Here is a 19,464-nt window from a genome sequence, read left to right as displayed (position 1 = left end):
GCTAAAACAGAGAAAACTGTTTTAGCTCTTTTTTATTAATAATTGATTTGCGTATTGGCGTGCCCATTGATCAGCTTCTAATATAGCATCGAGTGAAGGATCTTTTACGTTATGATGAGCTTCAACTGTATTGTAAATTGTTTTTTCGATATCGAAAAATGCAATTTCATTTTTAAGAAATAGTGCATTTGTAATTTCGTTCGCTGCATTTAATACGGCTGGAGTTGTACCGCCAATTTTGCCACATTCAAATGCGTATTGTAGACAGGGGAACTTCTCTAAATTTGGTTTTTCAAAATGTAAACTACCAATTTCTAATAAATTTAATTTTTCATAGGATGAAGGTAGTCGAGTAGGGTAGTGAAACGCATATTGAATCGGCATTCTCATATCTGGAGCACCGAGCTGTGCCATGACTGATCCATCAATAAATTCCACTAAAGAGTGAATGATACTTTCTTTATGAATCATAACATCAATTTTTTCATAAGGAATATCGAACAGCCATTTAGCTTCCATCACTTCAAACCCTTTATTCATTAACGTGGCAGAATCTATCGTTAGTTTTGCTCCCATTAACCAGTTTGGGTGTTTTAAAGCATCCTTCGCTTGTAATGTTTTCATTTCTTCACGTGTTTTATCACGAAAAGCGCCGCCAGAAGCTGTGACAATTAACTTCTCAATCTCTTTATTATTTTCTCCGTTTAAACATTGGAAAATAGCTGAATGCTCACTATCGACTGGAATTAGGCGGCATCCGTTTTGTTTCGCTAGTTCAGTTACGATATGACCAGCGGCAACTAAAGTTTCTTTGTTAGCGATGGCGATATCTTTCTTCGCCTTTAATGCTTCAATTGTTGGGAGTAAACCTGAAACACCGACAACTGAACTTAATACAAGATTTGTATCAGGATGGGTAGATACTTCATTTAAACCATCAGTTCCATATGTGATTTTTGTATTTGTTGAAATACGAGAACGTAATGTGTCCGCTAATTCTTTTGTCGCTACGCTTACAATACGAGGCTGAAACGATTCAATTTGTTTTTCGAGAAGATCGATATTATAATTTGCGGTTAAACCGACGATTTTAAAATGTTCAGGATGAGCGGAAACGACATCTAATGCAGATGTGCCAATGGATCCTGTTGAACCTAAAATGGATATATATTTTACCATGAAAAAACCTCCAAAGTTGTTTCGATTACTTCTGCAAACCTATATATTATTAGACAATTAAGGTGGAAATTCCTGCTATATAAAACAGAAAATTAGGGTTTAATTGGAAAGGTAATGTGATAAACTGTAAAAAACGAAAAAGCAATGAAAGAGAAGAGTACATGTTCAAAACTTTTCAGAGAGCTGATATGTGGTGGGAATCAGTAAGGGATGAATATGGAATGGGCTCTGGAGCTTCTAACTGAAATGAGTAGGTAAAGACGGTTACTTCACGTTATCGAAGTATGAAGTGAGCTAATGATAGCTAATAAAGGTGGTACCGCGGGAGTCTCTCGTCCTTTTTAAGGATGAGAGACTCTTTTTGTTTTTTATTTTGAGAAAGGAGGAGTTAGTATGAGCGAAAAAATAATGTTAACAGGAATTAAACCAACAGGTTATCCGCATTTAGGAAATTATATTGGTGCAATTAAACCTGCATTGCAAATGTCAAAAAATAATGAAGGAAAAGCATTGTACTTTATAGCTGATTATCATGCGTTAAATGCAGTGCATGATCCAGAGAAGTTCAGTAGTTATACAAAAGAGGTAGCAGCTACATGGTTATCACTCGGACTTGGAGAAGATGTTATTTTCTATCGACAAACAGAAGTGCCAGAGATTTTGGAATTAGCTTGGATATTAGCTTGTCTAACTCCGAAAGGGCTTATGAATCGTGCCCATGCATATAAAGCGAAGGTAGAGCAAAATAAAGAAGCGGGATTAGAAATTGATGCAGGTGTGAATATGGGGTTATATACGTACCCGATTTTAATGGCGGCTGATATATTATTATTTCAAGCTACTCATGTACCTGTTGGAAAAGATCAAATTCAGCATATTGAAATCGCTCGTGATATTGCGACGTATTTTAATCATACATTTGGCATGACATTTACGCTTCCAGAGTATGTAGTGCAAGAAGAAGGGGCAATTTTACCTGGTCTTGATGGAAGAAAAATGAGTAAAAGTTATGGGAATGTTATCCCGTTATTTGCAGAGCGAGAAAAACTACGAAAGCTTATTTTAAAAATAAAAACAGATTCTTCACTTCCAAATGAACCGAAAGAACTAGAAACGTTATTTACAATCTATAAAGAATTCGCGACAAAAGATGAAATTCAGTCAATGCGTGAAAAATATGAAACTGGAATCGGATGGGGCGATGTAAAAAAAGAGTTATTTCGCGTTGTAGATCGTGAGTTAGCAGGACCTCGGGAAAAATACGCAACGTATATGAATGAACCGCATTTACTATATGAAGCGTTAGAAAAAGGTGCTGAGAGGGCAGGGACTATTGCGAAGGTGAATTTGGTGGAAATTAAAAAACGGATTGGATTTGAGAGGGAACGTTAAGCGTTCCCTTGTTTTTTCTATATGAATTTTAATTATTTATTCGTTATATCTACATGCAAAATGAGGAATTCGCATCGTCTTTCTAAATTTATTAATTGCACATTTTAAAAAGTATGTTAATATAGGGGTACTTATTAAAGGTATTTAATAAGTGTAATTAAAGTCACTTATTAAAGAAGTTTAATAAGTAGGGCTCATTTGATTACAAAGGAGATGATTCTATGAAAACGGAAAAAGAAAAGATGTTGGCGGGAGAAATGTATATTGCGGATGACGAAGAATTAGTGGCTGATAGGGTGGAGGCAAAACGTTTAACACGCCTTTATAACGAGGCAATGGAGACAGGAGATGAACAACGTTTTACGTTATTAAATCAGCTTTTAGGTTCTTCAGCTGATGGGAAAACCCACATTAATCCTGATTTTCGTTGTGATTACGGTTACAATATCCATGTTGGAAAGAGCTTTTTCGCAAATTTTAATTGTGTGATTTTAGATGTTTGTGAAGTTCGAATCGGTGATAATTGTATGTTTGCACCTGGTGTTCACATTTACACTGCTACGCATCCGTTGCATCCAGTAGAACGGAATTCTGGCAAAGAATATGGGAAACCTGTAAAGATTGGTAACAATGTTTGGGTTGGCGGAGGAGCTATAATTAACCCTGGTATTTCAATTGGAGACAATGCTGTAATTGCTTCAGGAGCAGTTGTGACAAAAGATGTACCTAGTAATGTAGTTGTTGGTGGTAACCCAGCCAAAGTTATGAAAATGATAGACTTATAGAAATCGTTTTTCACGGATGCTTGAATAAACTGGTGTCGTATCGTATAGACAATGTGAAAGGTGTTTCATATGAAGAAAAATAGTGCGGGCAATCATACAAAGACATTACTTGCCTCTCGAAACGCTCTTTTTCTCTTATTTGCTTTGCCAGGTGTCGCGTTTGCTACATGGATTTCTAGAACAGCAGCGGCGCGAGATATTTTAGCAGTTTCAAATGCAGAAATGGGCTGGATTTTGTTCGGTTTATCTGTCGGTTCAATAATTGGTTTACTGAGTGCAAGTCATTTTATTGACTGTGAGGGAGCTAGGGACGTTATTATAGGCAGTATGTTTTTAATAATTGCTGGATTACTTTGTTTAGGTATTAATATTTATTTTGTTTCTAGCATAGGGGCTTTTGGTAGCTTACTAGTATTTGGAGTAGGATATGGGTTGGCAGAAGTCTCATTGAATGTAGAAGGCTCTTCAATAGAGCAGAAATTAGGAATGACACTTCTACCGAAATTCCACGGTTTTTTTAGCGTAGGAACTTTAGTAGGCGCGCTCAGTGGCACTGTCGCCGCCTCGCTTCACATCCCAATCCTGTATCAGTTTCTTGCGATTTCGGCCGTGTTTTTATTACTTGTATGTATGGTGTATCGTTATCTTCCGCACGGAACAGGAAAGAAAGAGAAATCGCAGAACAAAAAGCGAGCGAAGCGTACTTCCTTACGTATGGAAAAAAAGGTGCTTTTAATTGGTCTTTTTGTGTTTGGAATGGCATTTGCAGAAGGAAGTGCAAATGATTGGCTGCCTATCGTGATGGTAGATGGACATCAGCAAAGTGTAGTGACAGGTTCTATTATGTACACAATTTTTGTATTGGCAATGACGTTAGCTCGTATGTGTAGTAGTTATTTCCTTGATCGATTCGGTCGTGTCGCTGTCGTACGTGCTACTATTATGGTGGCGATTATAGGGATTTTAATCGTAATATTTGGGAGTAACTCGTATTTTCTAGCAGTTGGTGTAGTGCTGTGGGGGATTGGTGCGGCGTTAGGTTTCCCAATTGGTCTTTCTGCTGCTGGAGATGATCGTGAAAATGCGACTTCTAATGTTGCTGCAGTTTCTATCATCGGTTATACAGCTTTTTTAGTCGGACCACCATTTTTAGGTATACTAGGGGAATCATTCGGAATACGTAATGCCTTGCTAGCTGTTTTATTATTTGTTCTCTTATCTGGAATTGTATCGTCTGTTACGAGAGAGAATAAATCGAGCTAAACAAGGAGTGCATGCGGTGGAAATATATCATCTCTATTGCTTTAGAAAATGATGTGTGATATATTGTCAACGCAACTTATTAAAAGTGTTTAATAAGTATGTTGATTAAGGTGGTGAGCGATTTGAGTGAACAATTTGTTACTCAAAAATCGATTAAAGAGACGATCCTTCGCGGCATTCGTACAGCTCTTCTAGAGCGAGGTAGTGCAACGAAAGTTGAACTTAGTAATACATTAGAAATCAGTTTTCCAACGATAAGTAAATTTATAGAAAATATGAAACAAGACGGTGAAGTCACTTTAGTCGGTTTAGATGATTCAAGTGGTGGAAGAAGAGCGAAACGATATGCTTATAATCCGGAATATATGTTAGGTTTAGCGATATTTTTAGAAAAAAATGAGACAAACTATACGATTTTTAACTGTTTAGGGGAAGTAAAAGAAAAAGGAAGTACTTCAAGTGTATTAATTGATACTGGCGTAAACCTATTATCTAAACATATTGAAAGTCTTATCGCTACATTCCCGAAAATAAGCTCTATATCAATTGGTGTGCCCGGTTCGGTAGATAATGGTCGTATTTTTTATATACCTGGTTATGAAAAGTTCCAAAATTTTAATTTAAAAAGTCATTTGGAGGATCTGTTCTCTATACCTGTAGTAATAGAGAACGATATGAATGCCGCAGTGCTTGGTTATTATAAAAACACTGGAAACCATGACAATTCCTCTCTTGTATATTTGTATTCAGGTCAAAATGGTCCAGGTGCGGGTATTATGATAAATGGGGATGTAGTCCGAGGAAGTACATTTTTCTCGGGAGAGATATCTTTTGTTCCGCAGTATGATAATAAAAATTTCTTACAAGCTTTGAGAAGTGGAGATGAAGTGAGAGATTCGAATAATCCAGAGGAATATAATATAGATGCTATTACTCGATTAATTTCTACATGTATAGCTATTATTAATCCACATGCGTTTATTTTCTGTGATGATGAAGTGAATCAATTTGTAATAGATCAAATTGTAAAAAGTTGTCCACAGTACATTCCGGCGGAACATATTCCGAAAATAACAGTAAGCGATTGGAAAGAAGATTATTTATATGGATTAAAAAGCCTTGGACTTGATCTTATGATTACAAGAACAAGCAAAGAAAATTAAATATCAAATTGTTGGTTGAATACCATAAAAAGAAAAGGTGTGGATTATGAGAATTGAACATGTAGCAATTTGGGTGAATGATTTAGAAGGCATGCGTGATTTCTATAAACAGTACTTCAATGGTGAAGCGAATGTATTGTATCACAATCCGAAAAAAAAGTTTGAATCTCACTTTATAACTTTTGAAGGTGGTGCGCGTCTAGAACTTATGAGACAGGTAGGGATAGACGATGTAATAAAAAAACAAACAGTAGGATATGCGCATATGGCATTTTCTGTAGGTAGCAAAGAAAAAGTGGACCAATTAACGGATAGGTTAAGAGAAGCAGGATATCCTCTGTTAAATGGCCCACGCACTACAGGAGATGGTTATTATGAAAGTGTAGTAAGTGATCCTGAAGGAAATCAGATCGAGATAACAATCTAACATTTTATTTACTAATAACGAATAAAAATATAAAACTTTGTTGTTCCCCAAAATGTTTAAGAGAAAGCTATTATTTCTTCAGAAAGGGGGACATAACATTGAGTGAGTCAATTTTTATTTTCTGTATATATCCATTGCTTATTTGTATATTTTCAATAGCTGTGACATATAAAATAGGTACATTTTACGTGATGCCGATGGTAACATTTCTTATTTTTCTTATGTTCAATGTTACATTGTACGATCCATCATTTTTCTTTTGGGTGGGCATGTATACTGTTTTTTCATTCATTATTTCTTATATAACTATTTTATTTGTAAAGGGATATAAAGCTGTAGAAAAAGAACGTTAAATCATCTAATTATTTTTTGGGGAAATAGGGATTTACGGTGAACGATAACAACCTCATTTCACGTTGTAATGACGAGAAATGAGGTTGTTATATTTTTATATAAAATATAAGGTACTTATTTTGTAATGTTTTTTAATTAGAGTGCTGAAACTCTTTAATAATCCGCTCAATGACTGGATGAAGAGTAATAGGCAACCTATCAAGCGGAAAAAAGCGTAATTCTTTTGACTCAGCTTGATCACATATAAGTTCACCGTGGAATTCTCGGCAAATATAAATAACGAGTACACCGTGTACTTGATCGCCGTTTGGATAGATTTGAAAAAAATCTGGTCCTGAGTATGTACGGAACAGTTCTGGATTTTTAATGATAAGCCCAGTTTCTTCAAATACTTCTCGTTTTAAAGCATCTTCTAACGTCTCGTTATATTCTAAGGCACCACCAATAATACCCCAACGGTTAAAGTCTGTTCGGAGCTGTAGTAATACTTCATTTTTCTCATTTAATATAATGGCGTGTGAGCCTATTAATATAAGTGGATGATTTCCTACTAGATTTCTTACGTCTTCAATATAACCCATAATTTTTCTCCTTGTATTTAATAATAGTTTGGAAGTTCTTTTAACATTTTTTCTGTTTTACGTGCTGTATAGGCTAAGTTATGATCATCTTTTGTTCTAAAAAATAATGTGCGTAAAAAGGTTTTAATGTTGGCACATAAAATACAATACTCATTAAGCGAAAGGCGTTTTCTAATTTGAGGAAGCCTTTTTATTTTTTTATAAATAATTGAAATTAACTCATCTTGCTGGAAGTCATGATACAGCATGGATATTAATGGCGTAACAATACGCTCATCTTCGTTATTATGAAAAATATCAGATGGAATGAAGATTTTATTTAATAAACAATGAATGAGCTCTTCATACCACTCAAAAGTCGTATGTGAATTATGAACAATTTCAGTGAAAGCATCAGATACGTGGGCGATACAATGAGCCCATCCTTTATTTTCGATATATCCTCGAAAGTCCATTTCTAAGTTTGTATATGTAATGATTTTATTTTTTATCTCTTCAATATCCTCTTCTGTAAAAAAGTAGTGAGAGTTAGCGAATTGAAGTATTAACGCAATTAAAGAAACAGTGTAAGAACGTGTGAAAACCCCATCTGTATGTGGGGAGTAAATGTCACAATATAAATACTCATCACTTAAACATGTTTGCAACAGTAATTTCAGCTGATCGTCCATAAGGAATTCATGATGAATGAAATGCGCAAAACATTTATATATAAGTTGGTAACGAACGTAACTATCAGTCGTTCCGATGTACTGAAGCATGTTCAAAGTTAACTCATTTACATTTATATGATGCAGTTGCGTATAGTCATTTTGTTGTATAAGCTCTAACTGTTGTTGCAATGCTGTAATATCCAATGGAGAACCTCCTCCGCACTTTAAAGATGCGATCTTTTCTAGTATTCTATATATTCAAGGACAATCCTGCTCATGCAAGGAGAACCATTAGAAATTCGAGTATGACATAGATGAGGGAAGAATATGACGACAATAGAACAGTTAGAAAAACATTTTAAAATAAGAAGAAGTGCTTCTTCTATCATGATAAAAGAAAATAATGCAGAGGCTTTTACAGAAGAGCAATTAAAAGAGATCATGCAATATTGCGTTGCTGAGGCTGAAAAAGAGGGGGTAGAAAAATTACATTTTGAGATCTCTTCAAAAAGTCCAAATTATGATGTGTATAAGAAATGTTTTGAAACGTATTCATTTGAATATGTTACTGAAAACATGATTGTATTTAAGGATATATATGAAGTAGAAGATGTAGAAAGTGAAATTGATTTTAAGCTGATTGAAGAAGTAGGAGAGGATACTTTTTATTCTTTTTGGAACGAAATGACGGAAGAACAAGTCGACTATAATCAATTTGTACATATGATGGAACAAGAAATTGGTGAGCAATGGAAAGAACATTGTTTAACAGCAGTTGCAAGCGAAGAGCCAATAGGAATTGTAATCCCGCATATTGAGAAAGGTACGTTAGAAGAAGGGAAACTTATGTATTTCGTAATGGCTCCAAATATGCGAAATAAAGGGTACGAAGCAGCATTCTTTACAGGTGCAATGTTTGTCTTAAAGGAAATAGGTGCATCTTATTATATTGGCGAGACAAATGTACAAAATGAGTGGATTAAGGATGTTTTTGGGAAGAATGGATGTCAGCTGCTTAGTTCTACTGATCGATATGTGAGGAAGTTTTAGGAGGATGAATGATGTACTCTCTCGAACTCATTTCGAGGCAATCCGTGTACAAATTATGAACAAGTAAAAGAACTTTTTGCCTGTTTGTAAGATAAAAAGAAAAATGAGAACGACAAAGTAGATATTCCTATAATACAATAGAGAAAGATTTGATTATAAGAGAAAGCGTTGGTGAAAGAATGGAGCAGCAAGAAAATTGGCTACAAGCAACTGTAGAACGAAATGAAGATGATATGTTACATATAAAGTGGGAAAATAATATAGAAGAAGTACGCATTTATTGGAGTACTTCACCAGATTATATTGAAGAAAATGGAGAATTACTTGTAACTGTAAACGGGGAATCATCATGCACTATTGAAAACCCGAGTGAAAATGAACGCCCATATTTTAGACTAGTAGGAAGTAATGGACAAGCAGTGACAGTAGCTGAGCGTAGATTGCCACTACAAGGAGCGTTTAACTTCCGTGATATGGGAGGATATGAAACGACAGAAGGCCGTAAAGTAAAATGGGGCAAATTGTACCGTTCTGAAGAATTAGCGGGACTAACAGAGTGGGATATTGCGTATTTACAGAAAGCTGGATTAAAGTTAATCTGTGATTATCGTACAGACTTTGAAGTGAAGCATAAGCCAAATCCAGAGATTACAGGTGCTCGTCAAGTATGCTTACCAGTTATGCAAGACTTGGCGAAAGACTTAAATATAAATGAGTTTTTCCAAGTTGGTGACCTTTCTCTGTTGGGGAAACCAGGTGAATATCTTGTGAAAATGAACCAAGATTTCGTAAGTGGTAACGAGGCGTTCGTGAGCTTCTTACAACTTGCACAAAATCCGGAAAACTTACCATTAGTAAACCACTGTACGGCTGGAAAAGACCGTACTGGATTTGGATCAGCATTATTATTACTTTTACTAGGTGTACCAGAGAAAACAGTAATGGAAGATTATTTATTAAGTAATGGTTTCCGTGAAAAGTTAAACGAGAAAATGATGGCCTTTTTAGGTGCAAAACTACAAAACGATGAGAGTAGAGCGATATTAGGTGCAATGTTTGAAGCACGCGCCGAATATTTACAAGCTGCGATTGATGGAATCCATAAGCAATACGGATCAGTTGAAGTATACGCTGAAAAAGCTCTTGGCTTTACGAAAGAGTCGTTAGAGGAAATGAAAATGTTATTGTTAGAAGAAAAATAAGAAGAAGGGAGGCTGATTTGGATTAGCCTCCTTTTCTTATTGTTGATATAATTTTGTTTATGAGGATGTTGTGCACCGAGGAGAAAATGGATGAAAAGAACTTACGAATCGGGGGATAAAATGATCCATACACGTTTAAAAGCAGAGGAGTTAAGGGAAAGTTTAACAACAATATTAAGTCAAGAATATAAGGAATTAGCTGTGCAGGATTTAAAGGTGATTGGAACTGGAGTGCAAAATATTGTTTTTCGCGGAGATTCAGGAAAGGGACCTTTAGCATTTCGAGTGCCGTGGGAAAGAGAAGTAGAAAATATAAATGAAGATTTATTTAATAGTCGGATTTCGTTGCAAAAGGAAGCAGAGCTTTCTAAGTATTGTCATTCAAAAAGTATTCCAGTACCAAGTATACACAGATTGCATCTTTCTACCGAACTTGATTTTTTAATATCGGATTATGTGGCTACGGATCATATGCCAATTTCGGCATACGAAATAGGGGAGTTAGTCAGCAAGCTTCATAGTATGCCAATTGAAGGTTTACATTACGAGCAGAATATTAAAGAGCCAATTAGTAAGTATATAGCGGAACGCATTGTGAAACGAGTAGAAGGTTTTAATACAATTACGAATTGTGGTATTAAACTTCCAGATGCACAAACAATTGAACATATTCTTAGTACAGCTAATCATGTAAAGTGTTTATTACATATGGATATTCGACCAGCCAATTTAATTGGGTATAATGGAGAAGTTAAAGCAATAGTTGATTGGGATAACGCTTTAATTGGTCATCCATTATTGGAGCTTATGAGAATAGCTGAAACAAATGAGGTTAGTTGGGATGAATTTAAAGATGGATATAAGAATGATAGTATCTTTAATGCTACCCCTCATATTGTTAATTTATTTTATAGAATAGATACAGCGGTCATGCTAGCAAACTTATTTATAGCACATTTGAAAATAAAGGATAAAGGTGTATTCTATAAAGAGCGAGTCAAAGCACTTTATAATGAAATATATAAAAGTTTATAATTAAGCTATGAAAATGAAGTTTTGAAAATAGGAGTTGAGGAAAACATCATGAAATACAAAGTTATATTATTTGACGTAGACGATACATTATTAGATTTCCCTGAAACGGAAAGAAACGCATTACATAACGCGTTTGTGCAGTTCGGCATGCCTACAGGGTATAATGATTATCTTGCAAGTTATAAAGAGATTAGTAATGGGTTATGGAGAGATTTAGAGAATAAAATGATTACGCTAAGTGAATTAGCAGTAGATCGATTTAGACAATTATTTGCACTTCATCATATAGAAGTAGATGCGCAGCAATTTAGTGATGTATACCTTGAAAACTTAGGGAAAGAAGTACATCTTATTGAAGGTGCAGTGCAATTATGTGAAAATCTACAAGATTGCAAGCTAGGTATTATTACGAATGGATATACGAAGGTGCAACAATCGAGAATTGGAAATTCGCCTTTACGTAACTTCTTTGAACATATTATTATTTCTGAAGAAGTGGGGCATCAAAAACCAGCACGTGAGATTTTTGATTATGCGTTTGAAAAGTTTGGGATTACGGATAAATCAAGTGTACTAATGGTTGGAGATTCGCTAACTTCTGATATGAAAGGCGGAGAAGATTACGGCATTGATACGTGTTGGTATAATCCGAGTTTGAAAGAAAATATGACGGGTGTTAAGCCGACTTATGAAGTGGAGAGTCTGCTACAAATTTTAGAAATTGGGGAAGTGGCGGAAGAAAAGGTAGCTTCATTTTAATTGTGCTGATATTTGTCGAAAAATCGATTTATTGAAAAAATCGTTGATATATTGTAAGTTTTGATAGATATATTTGAAAAATCGTTGATATATTGTAAGTTGCGATAGATATATTAAAAAAATCGTTGATATATTGTAAGTTACGATAGATATATTAGAAAAATCGCTCATATAAGTTCATATACTAAGATATAGAATAAAAAATAGCGCTACTATACAAGGTCATTCACGTGTTATAATGCGTGAATTAAATATACGTATATAAATAGTTTCTCAGAGTAATGCGATGTCATGTATGATTAGTGTAACAACTAGAGGTGAATAAAGGATGTTAACGTTTTTATTTGAGTTAGACAAAAGTCTCCCGCAGAAGGATGAGCCACGGTATGATGCTTATTCAAAGGGCTTTATCGAAGGAGATGTAACGATTTGCGCGAGTGAAAGAGTACTTTTTCAAAAGTCATGCATGAAGGTTGCAGAGCTCGGCATTTATTTAGGACAGTGGATGGAACAAGTTCAATACGGGCAGAACGTACATATGAATTATGAAACGGCTGACCGTGATGAGATAATTCTTGGTTTTTCCTATGAAGAGGAAAATCAGTGGAGAATTTATTCCAGTTGGCAACAATTTGAACTTCAGGAACGTATATCTACTACAGTATTAATAGAGAGCGTTGGGCGTTATTTATATAAGCTAAATGAGGAACTGCGTGCGATAGAATATCCTGTGACGTTTGATCAGTACTTAAGAGGAGAGCGAATGATGCAGCTTTCTTACAAACGACCGTGTGATAGTAAAGCGGATACGATATCAATAGAAGTTTATAATGAAAGCAAACAAGTAGGCGTAGTACGGGGCTACTATAAAAATACGTTGATGAGAGTACTAGACTTCATTCCAAAAATCGGTAGTAATATCATTTATGAAATAAAGGATAGTAAGGATAATATTCGCGTCATTGCAAAGGATGTAAGTAGGCAGCGCCAAAGAAAGATTTTAGTAACGTACAAAGATAATAATGATGCAGAGCATGAAATACTTGTATGTGACGGAAAGTTATTAGACGCAAATTTCTTATTTACCTTTACATATAAGAGAGAAGAATATGTTGTTCACAAAACTTCAATTGGGCTTGGAAAGTTATTACGAAAGGGCTATGTAATCGCAGATTGGAATATTCGTCTTGAGGAAGATATGTATTACATCGAGATGAATGTGTATGATGATGATTATATAGAGGATCAATACTTACTGTTAGGCGTATTTCATGCAGTTTTATATGGATAATCAATGAGAAATACCGTCATTCTTTTTGGAAAGAATGATGGTATTTTTTTATGTGATTCTGGTGACAGGATGCCTTTAATCAATCCTCAAAAATAAAAATCTCATCAATCGTACTATGTAGTGCCTTCGCTATATCGTGAGCAAGTTGTAAGGAAGGGTTGTACTTTCCTTTTTCAAGATGGCTAATTGTTTCACGGCGTACACCAACGCTCTTTGCTAAATCTTCTTGTGTCATATTCGATTTGGCGCGGTATTCTTTTATTTTCGTTAAGAACGCCATGGTGCATCTTCCATTTCATCAACTGGTTTATCGTAAAAGAACATAGAGAAACCGAACGTAAGAATGAGTGTAGCGAAAATAACAGCAATATCAATCTCTTGTAAAGCAGGGTTTGGAAATAACATTTCAATAAACATAATGATAGCGGTAGTTAGTAATGTAACGATAAATGCATTGCGGCACGATTTATTGACAATTTGTTCAAACAGTTCATCGTGTTGAACCGTTCTATACGATGTGAAGAAGGAGAAGAAACAGAACATAGTAAACAATCCTTTTTCATAAAAAAATCCGAGAAAACCGAAGAAACCGAGGAATCCTAAATATTTAATCCAAGTTGTTTTCATAAATACATCCTCCTTATTATGTTAGAAATAAATCACATTATATTATAAATATATCACGTGTAGAGATGTATGGTTATAATAGTTTTCCAATTCTTTTCATAATAATAGTAAAAAGAGGAAATATACTGCGTAATAAAGAGGATAATATTGTAAAATGATTGTAAGGAGGGGGAGGAAGGAATGCTAACTTGGATCATGATTGTTGTATTACTTGTAGTGATTACTGTAATTGCGACGGTGTTAATCGGGAGAAATGGTGATGCGAATTATAGTAAAGCGACAAAAGGAAATATTAAACGTCTTACGATGATTTATATTATATTAGCCGTCGTTTTAATTGTTGGATTAGGGGTGTACATTTATTTTAAAGGTTAAATAAACTGAAAAATGTAAAAATCTTAAAATAGAAGTATGCTATAATATCAATATAGTTAATTGGTAATTAAGGAAAGGATTGGATGTAATGATTGAAATTACGAATGTGTCAAAAAGTTATAATGGGTCTACCTATGCAGTAAAAGATTTAAGTTTATCTGTGCCTAGCGGAGAAATCTTTGGGTTTTTAGGACCGAATGGTGCTGGTAAATCAACGACAATTAAGATGATTACTGGTATTCATGGGGTGGACAAAGGGACTATTACGATTAACGGCAAAAATATTATGGAAGAGCCGATGGAAGCGAAGAAGACGTTTGGTTATGTTCCAGATAGCCCAGATATGTTTTTACGATTAAAGGGAATTGAATATTTAAATTTTATGGCAGATATGTATGAAGTGCCGAAAGAAGTACGCCAAGAACGAATAGAGTCTTTAGCGAAGAAATTTGACCTTTATAATGCTTTATCTGATCAAATTCAAAGTTATTCACACGGTATGAGACAAAAGATTGTTATTATTGGTGTGCTCGTGCATGAGCCAGATGTATGGATTTTAGATGAACCGTTAACAGGGCTTGATCCGAAATCTGCCTATATTTTAAAAGAAATGATGAGAGAGCATGCGGATAAAGGAAAGATTGTATTTTTCTCTACACACGTATTAGAAGTCGCGGAAAAAATATGTGACCGGGTTGCTATTATTAATAAGGGGAATTTGCAGTTTAAAGGAAATTTAAATGAAATGAGAGATCATTTTAAATCCAATGAATCACTTGAAAAAATGTTCTTGGAGATGACGGGCAATGAGTAAAATTTGGACGTTAACGAAAGTATTATTGAAATTAAATTATGCAGATTTCATAACAGATAAGAAGAAGCGATGGGCATATGTATTTTCATTTGCAGCTATTTTATTTGTTGGTTTTTTAATATTTGGTTCGATGACGCACGGAATGTATGAAGGTATGAAACAATTAGGGCAAGACCCAGGAATGATTATCGCAATGGGATTGGCGATTGCGAGTATATGGGTATTTTTAATGAGTATTACGAACATTTTAACTGTATTTTACTACAGCAATGATATTGAAATGTTACTGCCGTTACCATTAAAACCAGCGCAAATTATTTCGGCAAAATTTTTAACGGTATTAATTACACAATACGTAATGAGTTCATTCATTTTATTACCAATCTTCATTACGTACGGTTTAAAAAGTGGCGCGTTTATTACATATTACATATATATGATTTTTATTTACTTACTTTTCCCGATCGTTCCGTTAGTATTAGCTTCGTTACTGATGACAGTAATCATGAGGTATACAAATATAGCAAAAAATAAAGATCGAGGAAATATATTTATTGGAATCGTAAGTATACTATTTATTGTAGGAATTAACGTATTTATGCAGTGGAGAAATAAAAGTGCGTTTTCTGGAGATGGGGCTGCGGAATATCTTGTAAATAATCAATCTTCTCTTATAGTACAAATGACAAATTATTTTCCAACTACATATTTTGGAGCAGTGGCATTAGTAGAAAGTGCAAATTGGAAGGGACCTTTATATGTAATGATCTTTGCCCTTATTTCATTTGTCTTCTTTGTGTTGTTTTATTACATTGCAGAGCGTACATATTTAAAAGGGGTTATTGGACTTTCAACGAGTACAGCAAAAAAAGAGGTCATTTCAGCAGAAGGTTTACAGAAATCAACCGTACAAAGTTCACATTTGAAAGCGTATGTGAAAAAAGAATTTAAAACGTTATTCCGTACACCACAATTTTTCTTAAATTGTATCGTACAAACTTTCGTTATGCCGATTATGTTGTTCTTTATTTTATTTGTACAAGATGGGAATTTAAAGTTTATTACAGAGTATATTAACAATCCAGAGACAACGGGGTTTGCAATCGGTGTTGGTCTTTGTGCATCGTTATTTTTGATGGGTAGTAACGTCATTGCAACGACGTCATTTTCACGTGATGGAAACTCATGGTTTGTGAATCGATATTTACCAGTAAAAGCTTCGGATATCTTTTTTGCGAAAGCGATCACTGCTTGGTTAATTAATGTGATTATTTTAGCAGTATTTGGTATTACGATGGCAGTTGTAGCTGGAATTTCTCCAGTCTTCATGATACTGTGGTTTTTACTAAGTGCGAACGGGTTGTTATTAATTAATTTAATTGGAACACGCTGGGACGCACAAACTGCAGATATTCATTGGGATACAGAGCAGAAATTATTTAAAAGTCGATATACAACTTTGTGGAATTTTTTAGCTAATATTTTAATAGCTTTAATTATTGTAGCCGGAGTAAGTGTATTATACTTCTTCCTTCAAGTCGGACTTTGGGTTATGTTTATCGTTTTATTTGCAATGTTTACGATTGTAAATTATATCTTTATTAAAATTTTAAAATTAGGTGCAGAACGTATATTGTCAAATATTAATTAAGAAGGTAGATCCTCTGTATTCGTGCAGGGGATTTATCCATAGATGGAGGAGAAAAGGTGAAGAAAATAGCAATTGTAACAGGGGCAACTCGTCTGAATGGAATTGGTGCAGCTGTATGCAAGGTGCTTGCTCAAAAAGGGATAGACATTTTTTTCACATACTGGTCTCAGTATGATAAAGCGATGCCATGGGGAATGAATGATCAAGAGCCCTTTTTGTTGAAGAAGGAGATTGAAAGTTACGGTGTTCGATGTGAAATGGCAGAAATCAATTTATCACAGTCTTATTCACCAAATCGTTTGTTTTATATGGTATCAGAACGATTAGGTGATCCATCTATTTTAATTAATAATGCAGCGTATGCTACTCATACGAGAATTGAGGAATTAAATGTAGAACAGTTAGATAAACATTATACAGTGAATGTTCGGGCAACTATGTTATTAAGTTCATTATTTATAAAACATTATGCATACAAGAAGAGTGGAAGTATTATTAATCTTACTTCAGGGCAGTCATTAGATCCAATGCCAGATGAACTAGCATATGTGGCAACGAAGGGGGCAATTGAAGCATTTACAAAATCAGTAGCACCAGTTGCGATGGAGAAGGGGATTACCGTTAATGCCGTTGATCCAGGACCGACGAATACGGGGTGGATTACAGAGGAATTAGAACATTATTTAGTATGGAAATTCCCGCAAGGTAGAGTTGGAGAATCATTGGATGCTGCGCGCCTAATATCTTTTTTAGTAAGTGAAGAAGCGAAGTGGATTACTGGGCAAGTCATTCATTCGAATGGTGGTTTCTCATAAAAATATTATGTTAACAATAGTTGAGAAACAAAAAAATTAAGATATTTATATTTTTTTGTATAAATAAAATGTCAAGAAAGAGAAAAATTTGATAGGAGAGTATATCGTCATATGAGGATAGTAATTCTTGATGTGACAATATACTCTTTTTCTTTTACAGCAGAGAGGAAAAATGAAGTAGAAGAAACTCGAATATTCAAATCGGTTTATCAGTTTTTGTACGTATTATTATGAAGATTACTGTCGGAAAGATGGTGATTCGTATGAAAAGGGATTTTTTAAGGGGAAATAGAATCGTAAAGGGGAGGATAAATTAAGTAAACATAGGGGGATTTATATGAAAATGAAAAAGGTCGCTATCGCATCGATAACAATTGGTACAATGCTTACTATGGCAGCTTGTAGTCCATCAGCAGATAAAGAGGCAGAAAAGAAAGAGCAAGTAACAGCACAAAATGAAGGAGAAACAAAAACGACAAGTACAGATGAAGCGTCAAAAACAACGAAAGATACTGAAAAAGAAACAAATACTTCTTCAAATGAAAAAACAGATAAGGATGCAAAAAATACAAAAGAATCATCTGGAACAGAAAATAACGGCAAAACGACAAAAGAAAAAGAAACGACAGGAAAAACGAATGAGCAAACTACAAGTGGCAAAGCAACCGATCAAACTACTAGCGGGAAAACGACAGACCAAACGACAAGTGGAAAGACTACTAAAGATCCGAAGAAAAGTGTAGCTGTGAAAACAAATGTAAAAGAAGTTGTGGCATTAATTGAAAGCTTAGACAAGCAATTAGCTGCTAACCCTAAATTAGAAACAGTAAATAAACTTGGAAAACAAATTAATGAGAAGTGGGATGTCATTGAAAAAGAGTTGGAAGCATCACATCCGACGGATTCTAAAACAATCGGTCAAAGTATGTATCCGTTAATTGTAGGCGCGGAAAAAGAAAAGATCGATATTACGAAAATGAAGTCGTTAACGTCGAAAACGAAAAAAGATTTAAATCAGTTATTGACGAAGTTATCGTAGTATGAAAAAGCCTACTTGTGTGAGTAGGCTTTTTACGTTGTCGTAATTGTATATAGTGGGAACATATTTATTTTTTATTTTCAATTACGATACGAAATGAACCGTATGCTTGTTGACTGACATAATGATCTTCACTAACTTTATAAGGAAATGGAAATGCGACTAGTTGGAAATTACTTTCCTGTTCCACTGCAGGTAGTGTGAAAGTAAAAGTTTGTCTCGTTTCTGGTGCGACTGTAGTATAAGCGACGTTTTTATTATGGAATAATGCAACTTGTTCCCAATCTTTAAAGGCCACGATTGCATAAGGTATTTCATCTTTTGTTTCATTACCGTTAGATAGAGTTAATGCTTCACCTTCCTTTTCAGAAAATACCGTTTGCAATTTCTCTTCATTGCTCGTAACAAATAATGGCTCATAAAGACCATCTTTTAAAATAGTATTTGGCTGTATATGGGTAGAATTTAATGTTTCACTTTCTTTATGAGGATGATGTATTGAATATCGCATACTTAAAATCTCTTCTAGTATAGACGCTTTATGTAAGTCATTATCTTTTAATTTATATTCGGGTTTTTTAATAATCAAAAAGGCTAATTCGCTTGCGTTAGGAGAAGTGTGTAAAGAGATTTTCGTAGTAATCGAACTATTTGGTTTCATATCGAAAGAGTAGTGTGACAGTTCATTTACAGTATTTTCTATTTTAAAAGGTTTTTGTACGTAATCTTCTAGAACAATTAATCCATACTTTCGGTCTTCGTCAATATTATGTATAAATGATAACGATACGTTAATTGTATTATTCTCACTAGTAATTTCACTACCATTGTTAATATGTTGGCCTTGATTATCCTTTAAGCCGTATGAAATAGTATTGGTTTGTTTCTCTCTCTTATTTTCTTTGGAAAGTGTATAAGGTTGTATAATTGAAGCATGGAACAAAACATACATTGTAATGAACGAAATAAGTAAACAAACGATAATGATATATATTTTTTTCATAAATAA

At 34.5% G+C, this 19,464-nt stretch carries 22 protein-coding genes and 1 other annotated feature; of the genes, 16 read left to right on the top strand and 6 right to left on the bottom strand.

What is annotated here, in order from left to right; genetic code table 11:
* Positions 1–21 precede the first annotated feature (21 nt).
* A complete protein-coding gene (locus ACS2MN_RS10020; RefSeq protein ID WP_346994488.1) occupies positions 22–1,179 on the bottom strand; it encodes a 1-deoxy-D-xylulose-5-phosphate reductoisomerase in 1,158 nt (385 codons plus the stop codon).
* Between the two features lie 135 nt (positions 1,180–1,314).
* Positions 1,315–1,522: a binding site (T-box leader), on the top strand.
* Positions 1,523–1,572: 50 nt separating this feature from the next.
* Between ACS2MN_RS10020 and ACS2MN_RS10015 the strand changes: the two genes are divergently transcribed.
* From ACS2MN_RS10015 to ACS2MN_RS09990, 6 genes are all read left to right on the top strand, one after another.
* Positions 1,573–2,571, top strand: coding sequence for a tryptophan--tRNA ligase (locus ACS2MN_RS10015; protein WP_001290873.1), 999 nt, complete (start codon positions 1,573–1,575; stop codon positions 2,569–2,571).
* A 221-nt stretch (positions 2,572–2,792) separates the two neighbouring features.
* Positions 2,793–3,356, top strand: coding sequence for a maltose O-acetyltransferase (locus ACS2MN_RS10010; RefSeq protein WP_000845607.1), 564 nt, complete (start codon positions 2,793–2,795; stop codon positions 3,354–3,356).
* Positions 3,357–3,425: 69 nt separating this feature from the next.
* Positions 3,426–4,619, top strand: a complete 1,194-nt coding sequence (locus ACS2MN_RS10005) for an MFS transporter (RefSeq protein WP_438894687.1) — start codon at positions 3,426–3,428, stop codon at positions 4,617–4,619.
* A gap of 122 nt (positions 4,620–4,741) precedes the next feature.
* Entirely contained in the window at positions 4,742–5,782 is a 1,041-nt protein-coding gene (locus ACS2MN_RS10000) for an ROK family transcriptional regulator (RefSeq protein ID WP_000003044.1), read from the top strand.
* Between the two features lie 46 nt (positions 5,783–5,828).
* Positions 5,829–6,209, top strand: a complete 381-nt coding sequence (locus ACS2MN_RS09995; RefSeq protein WP_001217525.1) for a VOC family protein — start codon at positions 5,829–5,831, stop codon at positions 6,207–6,209.
* A 98-nt stretch (positions 6,210–6,307) separates the two neighbouring features.
* Positions 6,308–6,562: a YbeF family protein gene (locus ACS2MN_RS09990; protein WP_098709503.1), complete on the top strand. Its 255-nt coding sequence runs from the start codon at positions 6,308–6,310 to the stop codon at positions 6,560–6,562.
* A gap of 132 nt (positions 6,563–6,694) precedes the next feature.
* Here ACS2MN_RS09990 and ACS2MN_RS09985 read toward each other — a convergent pair whose 3' ends face one another.
* Together ACS2MN_RS09985 and ACS2MN_RS09980 are read right to left on the bottom strand one after the other, a co-directional pair.
* Positions 6,695–7,144 carry an NUDIX hydrolase gene (locus ACS2MN_RS09985; RefSeq protein ID WP_000540494.1) on the bottom strand — a complete coding sequence of 150 codons (450 nt, stop codon included), beginning with the start codon at positions 7,142–7,144 and terminating at the stop codon, positions 6,695–6,697.
* A gap of 17 nt (positions 7,145–7,161) precedes the next feature.
* Positions 7,162–8,001 carry a DUF2785 domain-containing protein gene (locus ACS2MN_RS09980; RefSeq protein ID WP_000355435.1) on the bottom strand — a complete coding sequence of 280 codons (840 nt, stop codon included), beginning with the start codon at positions 7,999–8,001 and terminating at the stop codon, positions 7,162–7,164.
* 123 nt (positions 8,002–8,124) lie between these two features.
* On the opposite strand from ACS2MN_RS09980, the gene ACS2MN_RS09975 reads away from it, so the two are divergent.
* The 5 genes from ACS2MN_RS09975 to ACS2MN_RS09955 all read left to right on the top strand — a co-directional run bounded on the left by ACS2MN_RS09975 (position 8,125) and on the right by ACS2MN_RS09955 (position 13,134).
* On the top strand, positions 8,125–8,847 hold the full coding sequence (locus tag ACS2MN_RS09975; protein WP_098954780.1) for an N-acetyltransferase: 723 nt from the start codon (positions 8,125–8,127) through the stop codon (positions 8,845–8,847).
* A gap of 179 nt (positions 8,848–9,026) precedes the next feature.
* Positions 9,027–10,049, top strand: a complete 1,023-nt coding sequence (locus tag ACS2MN_RS09970; protein ID WP_043323065.1) for a tyrosine-protein phosphatase — start codon at positions 9,027–9,029, stop codon at positions 10,047–10,049.
* Between the two features lie 90 nt (positions 10,050–10,139).
* Positions 10,140–11,084, top strand: coding sequence for a phosphotransferase family protein (locus ACS2MN_RS09965; RefSeq protein ID WP_088054980.1), 945 nt, complete (start codon positions 10,140–10,142; stop codon positions 11,082–11,084).
* 48 nt (positions 11,085–11,132) lie between these two features.
* Positions 11,133–11,843, top strand: coding sequence for a YjjG family noncanonical pyrimidine nucleotidase (locus ACS2MN_RS09960; protein WP_000875936.1), 711 nt, complete (start codon positions 11,133–11,135; stop codon positions 11,841–11,843).
* A gap of 328 nt (positions 11,844–12,171) precedes the next feature.
* Complete coding sequence (locus ACS2MN_RS09955) at positions 12,172–13,134, top strand: tubby C-terminal domain-like protein (RefSeq protein ID WP_088054979.1); 963 nt, start codon at positions 12,172–12,174, stop codon at positions 13,132–13,134.
* A gap of 79 nt (positions 13,135–13,213) precedes the next feature.
* Here ACS2MN_RS09955 and ACS2MN_RS09950 read toward each other — a convergent pair whose 3' ends face one another.
* Positions 13,214–13,414 carry a helix-turn-helix transcriptional regulator gene (locus tag ACS2MN_RS09950; protein WP_000874964.1) on the bottom strand — a complete coding sequence of 67 codons (201 nt, stop codon included), beginning with the start codon at positions 13,412–13,414 and terminating at the stop codon, positions 13,214–13,216.
* The gene (locus tag ACS2MN_RS09945) at positions 13,402–13,761 is read right to left on the bottom strand and encodes a DUF3796 domain-containing protein (protein ID WP_000859216.1); all 360 of its coding nucleotides are present in this window, start codon (positions 13,759–13,761) and stop codon (positions 13,402–13,404) included. Before ACS2MN_RS09945 ends, ACS2MN_RS09950 begins: the two co-directional genes overlap by 13 nt.
* Before the next feature lie 180 nt (positions 13,762–13,941).
* Here ACS2MN_RS09945 and ACS2MN_RS09940 point away from each other — a divergent pair, with 180 nt between their 5' ends.
* From ACS2MN_RS09940 to ACS2MN_RS09920, 5 genes are all read left to right on the top strand, one after another.
* Positions 13,942–14,136 (top strand): hypothetical protein, encoded by a 195-nt coding sequence (locus ACS2MN_RS09940; protein ID WP_000958861.1) that lies wholly within the window; start codon positions 13,942–13,944, stop codon positions 14,134–14,136.
* 88 nt (positions 14,137–14,224) lie between these two features.
* Positions 14,225–14,950 carry an ABC transporter ATP-binding protein gene (locus ACS2MN_RS09935; protein ID WP_000570205.1) on the top strand — a complete coding sequence of 242 codons (726 nt, stop codon included), beginning with the start codon at positions 14,225–14,227 and terminating at the stop codon, positions 14,948–14,950.
* Positions 14,943–16,601, top strand: coding sequence for a putative ABC transporter permease subunit (locus tag ACS2MN_RS09930; RefSeq protein ID WP_000036865.1), 1,659 nt, complete (start codon positions 14,943–14,945; stop codon positions 16,599–16,601). Before ACS2MN_RS09935 ends, ACS2MN_RS09930 begins: the two co-directional genes overlap by 8 nt.
* Positions 16,602–16,657: 56 nt before the next feature.
* Positions 16,658–17,416: an SDR family oxidoreductase gene (locus tag ACS2MN_RS09925; protein WP_000716978.1), complete on the top strand. Its 759-nt coding sequence runs from the start codon at positions 16,658–16,660 to the stop codon at positions 17,414–17,416.
* A gap of 337 nt (positions 17,417–17,753) precedes the next feature.
* Positions 17,754–18,455 carry a hypothetical protein gene (locus ACS2MN_RS09920; RefSeq protein ID WP_000782529.1) on the top strand — a complete coding sequence of 234 codons (702 nt, stop codon included), beginning with the start codon at positions 17,754–17,756 and terminating at the stop codon, positions 18,453–18,455.
* Between the two features lie 67 nt (positions 18,456–18,522).
* Here the strand turns inward: ACS2MN_RS09920 and ACS2MN_RS09915 are convergent, their stop codons facing one another.
* Positions 18,523–19,458 (bottom strand): hypothetical protein, encoded by a 936-nt coding sequence (locus ACS2MN_RS09915; RefSeq protein WP_087950401.1) that lies wholly within the window; start codon positions 19,456–19,458, stop codon positions 18,523–18,525.
* Positions 19,459–19,464: the final 6 nt, after the last annotated feature.

The sequence above is a fragment of the Bacillus cereus group sp. BceL062 genome, from assembly GCF_051780025.1.
Taxonomy (GTDB): Bacteria; Bacillota; Bacilli; order Bacillales; family Bacillaceae_G; genus Bacillus_A; species Bacillus_A toyonensis.
This window is presented reverse-complemented; position numbering and strand designations above follow the sequence as displayed.